This is a genomic window from Paenibacillus wuxiensis (assembly GCF_040195695.1).
Taxonomy (GTDB): domain Bacteria; phylum Bacillota; class Bacilli; order Paenibacillales; family Paenibacillaceae; genus Paenibacillus_B; species Paenibacillus_B suaedae.
The window spans coordinates 526,599-541,552 of record NZ_JBEFZI010000004.1 but is presented as its reverse complement, the minus strand read 5'-3'; the positions used below and the strand labels follow the sequence as shown (position 1 = coordinate 541,552).

The following is a 14,954-nucleotide window of genomic DNA, read 5'->3' as shown; positions in this document are numbered from 1 at the left end:
CCGCCATTCGTCTACAGAAGCCATCCTCCGCGCACATATAGGAGCAGGCCTGCCAGAATAACAAAGACTGTCGAGCTGCTTACGAGCAGCCTGCATACCGCAGGCACATGCTCTGCTTGCAGAGGCTGCTTCATATCCCCCATATAAGCGCGGAACGAACGTATTCCTTTATACACATTATAACCACCAAGCCTGATGCCAAGCGCACCTGCTGCTGCTGCCTCAGCCCACCCGCTATTCGGGCTTGGATGCTTGCTTGCATCTCGAAGCGCCATTGACCAAGCCCTGCGTGCATCATACCGATGAATCCAAGCGCTCAGCGTGATGAGCACAGCAGTGATCCGTGCTGGTATCCAGTTGGCGATATCATCGAGGCGGGCAGATGCCCAGCCCAAATTCTGATATTTCTCATTTTTATAGCCGACCATAGAATCGAGCGTATTCACCGCACGATATGCCATAGCCAGCGGAGCGCCTCCGATAAGTGCGAAGAATAGCGGCGAAATGACCGCATCAACTATGTTCTCCGCTACCGTCTCGACGGTAGCGCGCACGACTTCCGGTTCATCCAATTGCTCTGTATCGCGGCCGACAATCATGCCGACTTCTCGCCTTGCACCCTCTAAGTCCTGCTCCTTCAGCCTCCGATACACAGCCATCCCTGCATCCTTCAGTCCTTTTGCCGCAATTGTCGTTCCAATGAGCAATGCCTCGGCAATCCATCCTACATATTCATGAACATGATATAGTCCTGTTAATATAAGCCAAGTCGACGCATACGCCCCTCCTACCACGATAATCGGCAGCAGGATGCCTAGCGGCTTGAGCGCCTGCTCGGAAGGACTTATCCTGCGTATAACACGTTCTACTCTGCTTATTCCTTTGCCAATCCCAACGACTGGATGCGGGATAGCCCGAGGATCGCCTACAATCCGATCCCATATGTATGCTGCTATTATGATGAGCGCTGCTGTCATATGTCTACCACCCTAGTAGGTTGTTCTTCTCTGTTAGCGGTCATGCTTCATGCTGAGTCTTGACGGACTCATATACGGTAGTGTACACGAGTTGTCCGACCGCATGACCCAATGTGGTCGCTGTCCCTGCATAGCAATGCACAGGTTCATATCGACCAGTATCTATCACGGCAAATACAATTGCATCTGTCGTCGTCCCCGTGGCAATGCGCCCCGTCTCTGAATCTAAGATGCCCAGATCAGACAGAGCCGCACATTTGGCCTCCGTTGCCGTCATGAACACATTCCATACCGCGGCATCAGACAATTTGCCATCCATAATAAGAATGGAATTAATCGTCCCTGGCTTCAATGGTTCATAAGCTGAGAATACGCGCCGCGGCATCCCAGCACGAGCCGCATTAGACGTTCCGGCAGTCGTTACGCACAGAAGCGAACATTCATCCGCATCCTGCTCAGCAACAGATGCATGGCTCACCTTAGCAGCGGTCATAAGCCCAACTGTCTGCTCCGGAGCGTACCCCTTCTCTACACACGTCAGACGAAGATACTCTATCGGATCTGCACAATTGAACTGATAATGAACCATCTGATTCAAGATGCGATTGCCCGTCCATTGCCCCCCATGATATACAGCACTGCTCCATATCGGCGCTGCCTGTGGCAGCTCAACAGCGATAAGAGCATTCTCCCAGCGAATATCTACTCCTGCAATATGTCCAGATGTAAAGGTACAGTTGCCCTCTCGATATGGCTGCATCCCACTTCTCCTTCATTCTGTGTTTGTCTACTGTAACACAGCTGCAAGGGCTGACGCTACAATTGCATTCGCAGCGCGATCCTTGACTGCCAATCGGAAGTCTCTTTCCGTCAGTCCAACATACATATCGCAATTGCGAATGAGAATGCCAGATCGGCATAATTCGGCCTGAAGCGACTTCGCCGTCCACCCTTCTGGAGCTCTGCATAATAGGAAATTCGCTACGCTTGGCCATGTTCGAATGCCTAACATATGCAGCTGCTGACGCAGAGCAGCCCGTTCTTCATCGATGAGAGCTCGTGTTGAAGCCGCGTATTGATCCGCCTGCTCGTCCGTCAGAAGGGCTTCTCCTGCCGCTAGTGCCAAGCCATTGACACTCCATGCCACCTGCATAGCCGACATCGCCGCAATATGCTGCGGCTGAGCAATTGCGTACCCGAGACGTAATCCAGGAATCGCATAGAACTTCGTAAGTGAACGAAGTACAATAAGATTCGGGCATCGATGAACAAATGGAATCAAGGAATGCTCCTCTTCATTCGCAAAGTCAATAAAAGCTTCATCGATTACGAGAATCGTAGAAGCAGCTTCTGCTAAGGCTGCAAGTCTTCCTAGCAGCATATGATCATATAATGCACCATTCGGGTTGTTCGGGTGGCCGATAAATACGACATCCGCCTGCTCAATAAGCTCTGTCAGCTGAGACTCGGTAGCACGGAAGTCGTTATCCTCACTGCCAACCCTATGCATCACTTCTGCTCCGAACTTGCGCGACAGCGTCTCATATTCAGAGAAACAAGGGGCAATAACGCCAACCCGTTTAGGCCGAATCGCCAGCAACAACAGCGCCATGCATTCTGCAGCCCCGTTGCCAATGCTAATCAGTGCCTCGTCGACCCCTAACTTCGCAGCTAAGAGCTTCTTCATCTGCCGATGTCCAGGATCCGGATAATGAACGATTGACGGCATCATCTCGCGCCTCAGACAATCTATAACAGCCGAAGGCGGACCAAGCGGATTAATATTCGCACTGAAGTCCAGCAGTGCCTTACGATCGACGCCGAACGCGTCCGCAGCCGTCCACACATCCCCACCATGCCCGAATCGTTCAATTGTGCCCATTGCTGTCTGCCTCCCAATGATGTCAATTGGATTTGTCCAAAGGTTGAAAATATCTATGTACTGCTAGCTCCACGAACGGAGCTCTCCAATATGGAATCGTTTCTACTCGTCCATTATGCGTAACAGAGCAATGTTCGTCAAACGAATTTTCCTGTAAATATGTGCAGTTCCTCCGTTCACTACGGGCGTTGCGGTGCGATTCGCAAGCAATTATAGTGGAATTGCAAAGGTTTTATTACGAAATGCCAAAAAACATTGGTCAATCGCACACTGTAACACTTCTGTTAATTGCTGTATAATCTTGTTGCACCACACATCTTAACAGGTGTGATATGTCATGGATGAGGAGGGATGATTATGTCGGTGCATCACAAGACATCATGGGCTACTCTCGGCGCCGCCATCATTGTCACCATCTATTACGCTGCAATTCTATTTCGACTCAAGGGAGACATTGGATTATACAGCACGGAAATGATGGCCCTTGCCCGGAACGTGTTCGGAATTGCCGTCGTCGTTCAAGTCGTTATGCACTTTATCAATTTTATGTCCAAGGATGAGGCCGAGGACAAGGAGCTTGCTCGTTCGGTATCCATGCAGGCCAATCAGTTCAGCCTACTCTTTCTCGTCCTTGCTGTAGCTTGCTGTGCGGCCTATTTAATATATGTATCGGATACACGCACCCTATTGCTGTCTCCGCTCGTATGCGCTCATTTGCTTGTCTGTGTGCTGCTGGCTGCGTGGGTGATCAAGCACTCCTTGGAATTAATGCTGTACCATCGTTTTATCAAGGCGGATCCATTAGATCATCCTTGATCATGTAACCGTTTACTTCGTGAATATTACTATCCGTGATACAAAAGATAAGGAGTGCCCGATCAGCATACGCTGCGAGGCACTCCTTATTGTTAGGACAGAGCCAGTTGCACTGGCCATCCTCCTTTATTGATCGATTACAGTGAAGAGTTGCTCCGCACTCGTACGCGGGCGAGCCTTCGGCGCATCGTCAAAGTAGCCGATGCGGATTACCCCGACAAGCTTCTCGCCTGGTTGTACGCCAACCATCTCACGATATTGCTTGTTGTAGATATAGTCGCCTGTATGCCACAGCATGCCAAGACCATGTTCCCATCCAAGCAGCTGGAAGTTCTGAATCAGAGCGCTCACCGCTTCCAAATCCTCTTGCCAAATATTCGGACGAGGGTCTTCAGGCATAACCACATGCAAATAAGCAGGGACATGCATCAAATGCTCCTCGAACTTCTGGCGTTGCTCTGGCGTTGCATCTCTTAGCTTAGTCTTATCTAGAATGGTAAGAAGTCCGTTCATAATACGCGCCTTTCCTTCTCCTTCCGCATATATGAAGCGCCAAGGCTCACGCAGTCCGTGGTTCGGTGCCCATACTGCGTCATTCAACAGCTGCAGCACCAGGCTGCGATCAACAGGCTTGTCGTTGAATTCATGTATACTTCTACGTTCCCGAATAATTGAAGCAATTGACATTCTGAAGTCCCCCTCAATAGGTTGCATTGTAACCGTCTTTGTTACTTCACATCATATCATCTATGATAACGATTATCAATATCAAATCTGTTTTGTATTCTCTTGCAAATCGTATACAATAGAACTATATGCACCAACAGCTTCTACATGAAGGAGACGGACGAGCTATGAAGTTTATTGATAATCAAGGCATAACAGACCCGCGGATCAATCTTGCAATCGAGGAATTCGTATTGAAGCATTTGCCGCTTGAGGAAGACAGCTATCTTCTATTCTATATCAACGAGCCATCGATCATTATAGGTAGAAACCAAAATACAATCGAAGAAATCAATGCCGAGTACGTGAAAGATAACAACATTCATGTTGTGCGTCGCCTCTCTGGCGGTGGAGCTGTATATCATGATACAGGCAACCTGAACTTCAGCTTCATTACTAAGGATGACGGTGAGTCCTTCCATAACTTCCGCAAATTCACCCAGCCTGTTATCGACACCTTGCACGCTCTCGGCGTAAATGCCGAGCTAACTGGACGCAATGATATCCAAGTTGGGGAACGCAAAATTTCAGGAAATGCCCAGTTCGCTACCCGTGGCCGCATGTTCAGCCATGGAACGCTGCTGTTCAATTCGGAAATGGAACATGTCGCATCTGCACTTAAAGTGCGCCAAATCAAAATCGAATCCAAGGGCACGAAATCTGTGCGCTCCCGTGTTGCCAATATAGCGGAGTACTTGAAGGAGCCAATGACCATTGAAGAATTCAAGGCTTCGATTCTGCACCACATCTTCGGTATCGAAGCGAATCAAGTTCCGCAGTATGTGTTGACTGAGCAGGATTGGGAGATTATTCATCGAATCTCCGAGGAACGCTACCAGAACTGGGATTGGAACTATGGCCACTCTCCGAAGTTCAATGTGGAGCATACGAAGAAATTTCCTGCCGGAATCGTCGATGTACGATTGGATGTAGCGGATGGTGTGATTCAATCAATGAAGATATACGGGGACTTCTTCGGAATCGGCGAGGTAAGTGATATTGAGGAACGGCTCCAAGGAGTTCGCTATGAGGAACAAGCCGTCTCCGAGGCAATTGGAGATATGGACATTAATCATTACCTCGGCAACATTAGCAAGGATGACTTTGTCGGGCTGCTTATGCTGCAGGAATAGTCCGTGAAGCAGATAGAGGCGTCCTCTCTTGATGAGAACGCCTCTTCGTTATGTAACGCGAAATATACCGGGCGTCGCCCGATCCCATTCAGACTACTTGTCTGTCTTATCATAGTCATTAAGCACTGAAGCTCATAAGCTTAGTATAGCTTGTCCAATACGGACTTGGCCGTTTGTTGAATTGCCTTGTATGCCTTCTCCTTATCTTGTAAGGCAACAGCCGTCGACAGAATATCGAGGACATGGATTTGTGCAATTTTCGATGAAAAGGCCCCACCCTCAAGAGGTGTCTCCTTGGATTTGATCAGCAGAATGGAGTCTGCATATTTCGTAATAGGGGACTTCGCATGACTCGTCAAGCAAATGAAAAATACGCCATTCTCCTTCGCCAATCGAATCGTGTCCACCAAATCCTTCGTACTGCCTGATGTTGATATGCCGAATACGACATCTTGTTCAGTCATAAGTACCGCATTCATCGCCATCACGTGCGGATCTGTTATCGCTTCCCCAGTGTAGCCAAGCCGCATAAAGCGATACTGTGCATCCATCGCTGTCATAGCGGACGAGCCTACCCCCATGAAGAACAGTCGCTTCGCCTTCACGATGGCTTCGACCGCCTTATTCAGTTCCTCCATATTCAGCAAGGACAGCGTATGCTCAAGCGAGGCAACATTCTCCAGTGTCATTTTCTTCGCTACAACCGCCAAGTCATCACTCTCAACAATCTCACTATCTTCATGTTTCAGTGGCGATACCAGATCTTTAGCCAAGGATAGCTTGAAATCTTGGTAGCTCTTAAAGCCCAGATTACGACAAAAACGCAGAACAGAAGTCTCGCCCGCACTTGCTCGCTCCGCTAAATCCGTAACTGTCGCATATAGCACCGATTCGGCATTTTTCAATACATAGTCTGCTATTTTCTTCTCCGTCTTCGTCAGTGACGGATAGAGACTTCTAATCAGCAGCAGTGTATTGGTATGTTCACCTGCGACCATCTCATGATTCCCCCTAACTTCTTTATGTATTTCAATCCGTATGATGCGGCACTCTATAGCGTATCTTGTGCCGGATTTGTTTATTTCCATGCCAGCTCACAACTACTGACACAATCCTAGTGTTCGGACTTCCCTCACTCATAGTTCATCGGTTTAATCGATGTATTGATCGTACTAGGCAAGATTCAACATGCCTCATTCACCATCCGATTAACAGCCATCCACGACGTCAGTGGTCGGTGCTTACACCAAAGTCTTCATGCACAACCCATTCACAAGGAAATTCGAACTAGCCTTATCATCTAATGGAACGATTAAAAAATCAACATGTTGATAACAAAATAATGAAAGCGCTCTTACTTAGAGATAGCTCAAACAGGGGCACTATACCATACAGTCCCCGACGTGAACTGCTTCGATTCATCGAAAAGAACACGATAAAAAAGCGGCAAACAGACAGTTCACGTCCTGCTATTGCCGCTTATTACGATCGATTTATTATGCAAATTATAAGTAGACTAGATTACAGATAAATGGTCGGAAGGTTGGGTCGAATGAAGCTCCGTCCAAATACAGTTGGCAGCTCCGACTACCCCAGCATGCTCTCCCATTTCAGCAGCATGGAGTTCCACACCATCTCCCCAATATGCAGGCATGCACATCTTGCGCATCTCTTCCTTAATTGCCTCAAGCAGCCATGCCCCTTGTCCGATAACAGCTCCACCTAATACAAATCGACGACTATTGAGCACATGCTGCAGCGTCACAAGCCCAACTGCGATGTTTCGAATATATTGGGTAATGACCTCATTTGCTGCCAGATTGCCACTACGTGCCGCTGCGAACCAAGCCTCTGGCTTCTCCTCACATTGAGGCAATATTGATGACGCAGAAGAACTGCCTTCAAGAGAAGTAATCTTCTCTCTCATCATCCGCTTCAAGGCATTTACAGAAGCATACTGCTCCCAACAACCGATCAATCCACAAGTACAAGGCTCGCCATCCATCTGCACGATGAAGTGCCCGAATCCACCCGCATGGCCATCAGCCCCGCCATAGAGTGCACCCTCTTCAATAATCGCACCTCCAATTCCTGTACCGAGCGCGACGCAGACGAATTGATCCATGCCTCTGCCTGCGCCCTTCCAGCTCTCCCCGAGGGCGATTGCATGCACATCGTTAATGACGCGAACCGGCACACCCGTCGCTTCATGAAGCAATTCTTGAACAGGAGTCCCGCTCCAACCCGGCAAATTATCCGTCGCATAAGCCACATGCCCATCGCGATGAATATAGCCTGCGGAACCTATACCAATGCCTTCTACTGCCCACTGGTTCTGTGCCGCCTCACTCCGATAATAATGAATAAGCTGCTTCAGCTTGTTCAGCAGTTCGTCTCGTCCAAGCATAGCCTCTGTAGGAATGGTACGGGAATGAAGTACATTTCCCTGTTTATCTACAATGCCGCTCTTTATATTCGTTCCACCAATATCAATAGCGATGACGACAGATTCATGACTGTTCACTGCGTCTGTCATGATAACGCCTCTCCCTTGCTGGCAGGTTCATTCCCATCCTGGTTCTGAGCAATCACAGGAATGACCGAGCCCGACATCGCCGCTTGGACGGGGACTTGCCCCCCTTTTATCTTGGAAACAAATGAACTGGTAAGCGTATGCGGACGTGTAATGGCCGTGCCCACTACAACGGAGAATGCGCCATTTCTCAAGGCTTCCTCCGCCTGCTCCGGTGTATGGATGCGTCCTTCCGCGATGATCGGCGTTGACACTGCTGCGGCCAGCCGCTTGATCAGCTCCATATCCGGCTCCTTCTGCTGCACGCTATAGGGCGTATAACCTGATAATGTCGTAGAAATAAAATCAAAACCCAACTCCGCCGCGCGAATCCCTTCCTCATAAGTTGAAATATCCGCCATCAAGGGGATGTCATATTTTGTTTTGATAACGTTTACAATGTATTCAAGCGTTTCACCCGATGGACGCGGCTGCATCGTGGCATCAAGCGCGACCATGTCAGCGCCGGCAGCAATCATCACTTCAACATCCGCAAGAGTCGGAGTTATATATACGTTAGAACCCGGATATTCCTTCTTCCATATTCCGATAACCGGAATGCGAATCGCTTCCTTAATCGCTGCAACATCTTGCGGCGAATTGCTGCGAATTCCGGCAGCACCGCCATTCACGGCTGCTAAGGCCATGCGCACCATCATATCGCTTCCATACAACGCTTCCCCTGGATACGCCTGACACGATACAATCAAATTTCCTTGTAGTTGTTCAGCAAGCTTCTCTGCTCTTTTGTTCGTTTCCTCTACCTTCATCGTTTCCAACTCCCATAGGTTAGAAATAATCATCCAATATTTCGACCGCTTTTCGGATTCTTACTCCAATTTAGCATGGAAAATGAAGGATGTAAAGGATAGATCATCGAAAACTGTGCTTTACAGCATGCGCTCTTTCTTACATGATAAGAGTAAAATATTTGAAAGTGGGAAGGGAGTCTATTTTACTCATCATGAAACGCACATGGTTGGCCGATGTATGTCTCTTGCTCGTTGCATTGATTTGGGGCAGTACGTTTCTTGTTGTTCAGCATGCTGTCCATACTTTGCCCCCTCTTGCCTTTAATGCAATTCGCTTTGCATGCGCTGGACTGCTGTTTGCAGTCGTTCTGCTTCTTACAAGACGAACCTTGACTATCTTCCTGAACAAGCGACTGCTTCTTCACGGCGGGATACTTGGCTTATGGTTATTTTCCGCATATGCGTTTCAGACCATTGGACTGTTATACACAACGACAACCAACACCGGATTTCTAACGGGTCTATCGGTTGTGCTGGTTCCTTTCATTACCTTATGGCTGTCGAAGCAGCGGCTGACGCTCCCAACTTGGATCTCCGCACTGCTTGCTCTCTGCGGGCTGTATTTGCTCGCCTTCAACGGTGGAACGGCTGAGTGGAATAAGGGAGACGGACTCGTGCTGCTCTGCGCTGTCGGCTTCGCCATGCATATCGCCCTGACAGGCCGTTTCGCATCGCAGCACGATACACTGCCGCTTGTTACCGTACAGCTTATGACTGTCGGCATTCTATCTGGTATTAGTTCGGCCATCTTCGAACCGCAGCTAACAATGAGATTGCTCGGGCAAGCCTTATCGGAACCGAAGGTGCTGTTCGCACTTGCTATATCCATTGGGCTCTCGACCGCGTTTGCCTTCTGGGCGCAGACTTGGTGTCAGAAATATACCTCCGCGACACGCGTTGCGATTTTATTTGCGATGGAACCGGTATTTGCCGCCATTACGGGCGTAACCTTTGCCGGAGAAGCGCTGGGAGGATGGGCGCTAGCGGGATGTGGGCTTATTTTTATTGGAATGATCGTTGCTGAATTGAAATGGAGCGGACATGCTGTACAATAGAAGTAGAGAGAAATACGGGTGTTCGTGGATAAAAATGTGACGAGCCCCTATTACCAGTACATGAATATGTGCTGCATAGATAGGAGAGAAACTCATAACCCATGTATAAACTTATCGCAATTGATGTAGACGACACGTTAATTAATGATGACAAGCAGGTAACTCCCGGCACGAAGCGTGCATTGGAGCTCGCCGTTCAACAAGGCGTTACCGTTACACTTGCAACAGGACGCATGTATGCTTCTGCTCATAACATTGCCTTGCAGACAGGTCTAAATGTGCCTCTCATTACGTATCAAGGCTCTCTGGTGAAGAACGTAATGGACGGTGAAGTACTCTACGAGCGTGCAGTGCCGCGCGATGCTGCGCTTAAGCTGCTTCGCTACTGTGACGAGCACAATATCCATCTGCAGTTGTACATTGATGACAAGCTGTACGCTCGCGAAGAAAATCAAAAGCTGATTGACTACGCGAACTTGAGCCGCATTCCTTATTTCATAGAACCTGACTTTGATCGTCTGCTCGCTTCCCCTTCCACGAAGATGCTCATGATCGACGAACCGGATCGACTGGATCGTGTCGCAGAAGAACTGAAGGAATTGCTGGGATCAGAGGTTCATATTACAAAGTCGAAGCCTCATTTCTTAGAGGTTACTCATTATGAGGGCACGAAGGGAAGCGCATTGCGCCATTTGGCGGAACACTTCGGCTGCAGCTTGGAAGAGACGATCGGTATCGGAGATTCATGGAATGACCATGATCTGATCGAGACGGCTGGACTCGGTGTTGCGATGGGCAATGCCGTTGATTCACTTAAGACGATTGCCGATTATGTAACAGAGAGCAACAATGATGAAGGAGTACGTCATGTCATAGAGAAGTTCATCCTGAATCGTGACAGCGCGAACTAATCACACCTAAACGAAGCACCGCTTTCGACCAGACAAAACCGTCTGGGAAAGCGGTGCTTTTTTAATCAACCGCACAGGTATTACTCCACTGGGTTCTCCTCTAGTCGTTTATAGTGCTCAATTTTGGATTCAATCTTCAGTAGATGCTCATGCAACCCCTTAACTTGTGCCATAACCTGCTCTTGATGTTCCTCCAATAACGCACGTCGTGCACGTATCGTGGAATCCCCTCTGCTTCGCAAATGAGAAAACTGCTGCATCTCCCTGATTGGCATGCCTGTCGCACGCAATCGGAGCAGGAAATGAATCCACGCTATGTCCGTTTCCGTATACTGCCGGTAGCCATTTGCATCGCGCTGCACTTCTGTCAGCAACTCAATCTTTTCGTAGTAGCGCAACGTATGTACGGACAGTCCTGTCTTATCCGCAATTTGTTGGATCGTAAAATAGGTTTTCATAATGGAACATTATATCACGCCACCCAACACCGAAAAAAAGGCTTGCTATAGAGCGCACTCTAATGTGTAGCATGTCATTCATGTCGTACATTCCAACACGCTTGAATCATCCTAAAGGAGGACTTCCCTTGAAAAATGTAGAGAAAGTGGTAACTGAGCGTTATCAACGAGGCTGGGACAGGTTGAAGGAAGTAGATGGCGAGGCAGGCGAGCATGTGATTGAATCCTTGAGCGGGATTGCCCCTGAGCTTGGTCAATATATTATTGAATTTGCATTTGGAGACATTTATTCTCGTGGGGGGCTAGATTTGAAGCAGCGTCAGCTCATCACACTTGCATCCCTTACTACTCAAGGCGGATGCGAGCCGCAGTTACATGTCCATATTCGAGCAGCACTTCATGTCGGTCTAACCCCTAACGAAATCATTGAAGCGATGATTCATTGTGTTCCATATACCGGATTCCCCCGCGTCCTCAATGCCATATTTACAGCCAAGCGGATATTTGAAGATCAGCAGATGAGCGTCGTACCTCTCTAGCACAAAAGGGTAACCTCGGTTACCCTTCCACTCGCATTCCTGTCCGAGCCAACGCCACATTCGCAGGCAGCTCATAGCTTGTACGGAAATCAATGTCGTGGGACATATGCGTAAATATGGTCCGCTTCGGGCAGATATCCTGAAGCAATTCCACAGCCTCGACCATGTCGTATACAGAACGGGTCTCATAGGCTGCCTGTTCGTGATAAAAATTCGTTCCCAATATAAGAAGATCGAGATCGCGGAAAAATTGACGTTCCTGAGCGCCTAGCCCAATTGCATCCGAAGCATATAACCAACTATTCAACGCAGCTGATTCCGCATTCGCGGAGTCTTCATTCCCTTCTAATTCCTGCCTCCTCGCTTCCGAATACGGTTCCTCCGTTCCCGAGACGGCTTGAAGCCGATCAAATCGATACGCGTAGGAATAGCCATTCTTGCCATGATTGACCCGGATCGGTTGAATGGACCAGTCCCGCCACTGCCATGTCTGCTCGATATCTTCGAATTGGATGAACCGCTCAAGCCATGGATACATCGTTCGAATCAATTGATTCACCTCTGCGGGGGCAATGACATGCCCTTGTCGATCCAGCCAGCGGCATGCATCCGCATATGCGGGGAGCCCTGCGATATGATCCTGATGCGCATGGGTGATGAGGATATCATCTATCCAGAACAAGCCTGCACGTTCCATCTGACCTGTCCAATCCGGCCCGCAGTCGATGAGAAGCCGTTCGTCAGCTCGTTCAATCACAACAGAGGAACGATAACGGCGGTTCTGTCCTTCCTCACGCGCCTCTCTGCACACCTCACAGTCACAATATACTCGTGGAACCCCCATGGAGTCTCCTGTCCCCCAAAAAGAAATTGACCAACTCTTTTCCTCACAATTCATGTCCATTTTTCTCCTTCAGCTGCGTATATATTTACAAGAACAACACGTAACCGTTATAAAATCTCCATTGTTCTTCCATCATGTATCAAGTATAATCGGAGTCAATTCCGCATGCACACATACTTACATACGGATCCTATGATACATGATAACGCAGTTATCATCACATTCGCTATCATGTTCGCTATAATGAGGAGGATTATCATGAGTTCCAACGCACTGTTCAATGATGTTGAAATTGTCGCTCACCGTGGCTATGCAGCGGTGCATCCCGAGAATACGATGGCAGCATTCCGCCGTTCCATTCAAATGGGCGCTGATACGTTAGAAATCGATGTACATCATTCGAAAGACGGCATTCCCGTCGTTATCCACGACGATACACTGGATCGAACAACAACGGGCACAGGACGCATCCGGGAGAAGACGGTTGCTGAGCTTCAGCAGGTAGATGCCGGCAAGAAGTTCAGCCCAGAGTTCGCTGGATGTGGTGTTCCACTGCTGGAAGAAGTGCTTGAATTATGCGGGGGTAAAGTTGGACTTCAGCTGGAGTTGAAAGAACATAATACGGAAGAGGAACTTCGCGCCATCCTTCATCTGTTGAATCAATATGATATGACAGAACGCACGATGTTTATCTCTTTTTACCCAGACAATCTGCGTATATTACGCAGCCTTAACAACGATATTGAGCTCGCGCTCCTATCAAGCGAGCTTGTCGATTTGAAGGCAGTAGCCGAGCTTGGCAACGCCACACTTCTTATTCAGTTGGCGACAGTCCTAGAGCATCCGCAACTCGTTGCTGAGACGCAAGCAGCCGGTATAGGCCTTGGTGTCTGGACCGTTCGCAGCCTAGAAGATGCGTATAAGCTCGTTGAGATTGGTGTTCGCAGACTGACAACGGACATTCCATTGTATCGCGAAGCTTAGTTACACTTGATCTAAGTTACACTTGCTCTGCAAGAAACCAAATGACTCTTACTTACTACGAAACCATACATAAGCGCAGACCTCTCGAATAATCGGGCAGTCTGCGCTTCATTTATTATTTCATTCCATTCCTGCTAACACCTGATACCAAACTCCCCGATTGCTGTACAATTTCTCCCTAACCTCATCCCATCCGCCCATATCATCGATATGAAACAAGCCATCTGGGACGGGATAGGCCTTGATGGTCTCTTTAGCAACCTGCTCATTCACAGGACGGAAGCCTGCTTCCGCGAACATTCGCTGCGCCTTCGGCTCACGCAAATAAGCGACGAGCGCTTCCGCAGCTTCCTCAACTTGGTGCTTCCTCGCATATTTCCTCACAACAACAACTGGATTCTCGATTAGAATCGTATGCTTAGGAAGAACCAATTCATAAGGTACGCCTTCACGTTTGCGGGACAGGATCTCATTTTCGTAGGTCACGATTGCATCCCCAACACCATACTCAAATGCCGCCATCGACGCTCTGCCGCTCTTATCCATGGACAGTACATTATGATGGACGCGCATCAGCAGCTGCTTGGCAAAAGGTGGCCCATCCTTCCCTTGCTCAGCTGCCATCTTCAACCCTGCTCCGTATATGGCATTAATATCCCACTGTGCTCCACCTGATGTCTTCGGGTTCGGGTATAAGACATTAACCCCTTCACGGGTCAAATCCGTCCAATCCCGAATGCCGAGAGGATTGCCTTTCCGTGTACCTATGACAGCAACAGAACGAGTAACCATTCCCTGATAAGCATCCTGTTGCTTCCAATCTGAGTTAATCAGCTTCGCACGTTCGAGCTTATCTACATCCCCTTCCATGGCGAGAAGGGCTACATCCGCTTCCATCCCGCCGGCTATCGCTCTGGCCTGAGTACCGGAGGCTTCATAAGACTCCTGAAAGACAACCTTCTTGCCCGTCTTCGCCTCCCAATCGGCAGCGAATTGTGGGAGTATGCGCCCTAGCGCGTCCTTCACAACTGAGTAGGCACCGATTACGATGGTCACGGTATCCTTGTTAGAGGCAGAGATCTGCTTCATTGCTATGGCTCTCTCTGTCCCATTTCCGTCTTGACCGGCTGACTCACTGCTACAGCCCGGCAGTACCACAAGGAGTGAGAGTATGATCACCGCCATCATTGCTGTAAGCCTATCTCTGGTCTTAATTCGGCTCAAGGGAGTCCTCACCCCTCGACC

At 48.8% G+C, this 14,954-nt stretch carries 16 protein-coding genes; 6 read left to right on the top strand and 10 right to left on the bottom strand.

Going from position 1 to position 14,954, the window contains the following annotated elements; translation table 11 throughout:
- Positions 1-11 precede the first annotated feature (11 nt).
- From cbiB to cobD, 3 genes are read right to left on the bottom strand one after another with little or no spacing between them, the layout of a single operon-like run.
- Positions 12-977, bottom strand: a complete 966-nt coding sequence (gene cbiB, locus ABN764_RS11450; RefSeq protein WP_021256350.1) for an adenosylcobinamide-phosphate synthase CbiB — start codon at positions 975-977, stop codon at positions 12-14.
- 40 nt (positions 978-1,017) lie between these two features.
- Positions 1,018-1,737 carry an adenosylcobinamide amidohydrolase gene (locus tag ABN764_RS11445; protein ID WP_446671932.1) on the bottom strand — a complete coding sequence of 240 codons (720 nt, stop codon included), beginning with the start codon at positions 1,735-1,737 and terminating at the stop codon, positions 1,018-1,020.
- A gap of 27 nt (positions 1,738-1,764) precedes the next feature.
- Positions 1,765-2,859: a threonine-phosphate decarboxylase CobD gene (gene cobD / locus ABN764_RS11440; protein ID WP_446671931.1), complete on the bottom strand. Its 1,095-nt coding sequence runs from the start codon at positions 2,857-2,859 to the stop codon at positions 1,765-1,767.
- 357 nt (positions 2,860-3,216) lie between these two features.
- On the opposite strand from cobD, the gene ABN764_RS11435 reads away from it, so the two are divergent.
- Positions 3,217-3,675: a phosphatase gene (locus ABN764_RS11435; RefSeq protein ID WP_065292367.1), complete on the top strand. Its 459-nt coding sequence runs from the start codon at positions 3,217-3,219 to the stop codon at positions 3,673-3,675.
- 126 nt (positions 3,676-3,801) lie between these two features.
- Here ABN764_RS11435 and ABN764_RS11430 read toward each other — a convergent pair whose 3' ends face one another.
- Positions 3,802-4,362 carry a nitroreductase family protein gene (locus ABN764_RS11430; RefSeq protein ID WP_065292366.1) on the bottom strand — a complete coding sequence of 187 codons (561 nt, stop codon included), beginning with the start codon at positions 4,360-4,362 and terminating at the stop codon, positions 3,802-3,804.
- Between the two features lie 167 nt (positions 4,363-4,529).
- Here ABN764_RS11430 and lplA point away from each other — a divergent pair, with 167 nt between their 5' ends.
- A complete protein-coding gene (lplA, locus tag ABN764_RS11425; protein ID WP_072727346.1) occupies positions 4,530-5,534 on the top strand; it encodes a lipoate--protein ligase in 1,005 nt (334 codons plus the stop codon).
- 140 nt (positions 5,535-5,674) lie between these two features.
- On the opposite strand, the gene ABN764_RS11420 is transcribed toward lplA, so the two are convergent.
- The 3 genes from ABN764_RS11420 to ABN764_RS11410 all read right to left on the bottom strand — a co-directional run bounded on the left by ABN764_RS11420 (position 5,675) and on the right by ABN764_RS11410 (position 8,876).
- Positions 5,675-6,532, bottom strand: coding sequence for a MurR/RpiR family transcriptional regulator (locus ABN764_RS11420; protein ID WP_446671930.1), 858 nt, complete (start codon positions 6,530-6,532; stop codon positions 5,675-5,677).
- A gap of 518 nt (positions 6,533-7,050) precedes the next feature.
- Positions 7,051-8,070 carry an ROK family protein gene (locus ABN764_RS11415; RefSeq protein WP_446671929.1) on the bottom strand — a complete coding sequence of 340 codons (1,020 nt, stop codon included), beginning with the start codon at positions 8,068-8,070 and terminating at the stop codon, positions 7,051-7,053.
- Positions 8,067-8,876 carry an N-acetylmannosamine-6-phosphate 2-epimerase gene (locus tag ABN764_RS11410; protein WP_174808069.1) on the bottom strand — a complete coding sequence of 270 codons (810 nt, stop codon included), beginning with the start codon at positions 8,874-8,876 and terminating at the stop codon, positions 8,067-8,069. Before ABN764_RS11410 ends, ABN764_RS11415 begins: the two co-directional genes overlap by 4 nt.
- Before the next feature lie 194 nt (positions 8,877-9,070).
- Between ABN764_RS11410 and ABN764_RS11405 the strand changes: the two genes are divergently transcribed.
- Positions 9,071-9,973, top strand: coding sequence for a DMT family transporter (locus ABN764_RS11405; protein ID WP_174808068.1), 903 nt, complete (start codon positions 9,071-9,073; stop codon positions 9,971-9,973).
- A gap of 101 nt (positions 9,974-10,074) precedes the next feature.
- Complete coding sequence (locus tag ABN764_RS11400) at positions 10,075-10,884, top strand: Cof-type HAD-IIB family hydrolase (protein ID WP_028531705.1); 810 nt, start codon at positions 10,075-10,077, stop codon at positions 10,882-10,884.
- A gap of 80 nt (positions 10,885-10,964) precedes the next feature.
- Here the strand turns inward: ABN764_RS11400 and ABN764_RS11395 are convergent, their stop codons facing one another.
- On the bottom strand, positions 10,965-11,342 hold the full coding sequence (locus ABN764_RS11395; RefSeq protein WP_446671928.1) for a MerR family transcriptional regulator: 378 nt from the start codon (positions 11,340-11,342) through the stop codon (positions 10,965-10,967).
- 146 nt (positions 11,343-11,488) lie between these two features.
- On the opposite strand from ABN764_RS11395, the gene ABN764_RS11390 reads away from it, so the two are divergent.
- Positions 11,489-11,881 (top strand): carboxymuconolactone decarboxylase family protein, encoded by a 393-nt coding sequence (locus tag ABN764_RS11390; RefSeq protein WP_446671983.1) that lies wholly within the window; start codon positions 11,489-11,491, stop codon positions 11,879-11,881.
- Positions 11,882-11,900: 19 nt separating this feature from the next.
- Here the strand turns inward: ABN764_RS11390 and ABN764_RS11385 are convergent, their stop codons facing one another.
- Positions 11,901-12,779 (bottom strand): MBL fold metallo-hydrolase, encoded by an 879-nt coding sequence (locus tag ABN764_RS11385; protein ID WP_021256362.1) that lies wholly within the window; start codon positions 12,777-12,779, stop codon positions 11,901-11,903.
- 204 nt (positions 12,780-12,983) lie between these two features.
- On the opposite strand from ABN764_RS11385, the gene ABN764_RS11380 reads away from it, so the two are divergent.
- Positions 12,984-13,709, top strand: a complete 726-nt coding sequence (locus ABN764_RS11380) for a glycerophosphodiester phosphodiesterase (RefSeq protein WP_174808065.1) — start codon at positions 12,984-12,986, stop codon at positions 13,707-13,709.
- Positions 13,710-13,829: 120 nt separating this feature from the next.
- Here the strand turns inward: ABN764_RS11380 and ABN764_RS11375 are convergent, their stop codons facing one another.
- Positions 13,830-14,897, bottom strand: coding sequence for a sulfate ABC transporter substrate-binding protein (locus ABN764_RS11375; protein ID WP_446671982.1), 1,068 nt, complete (start codon positions 14,895-14,897; stop codon positions 13,830-13,832).
- Positions 14,898-14,954 lie beyond the last annotated feature (57 nt).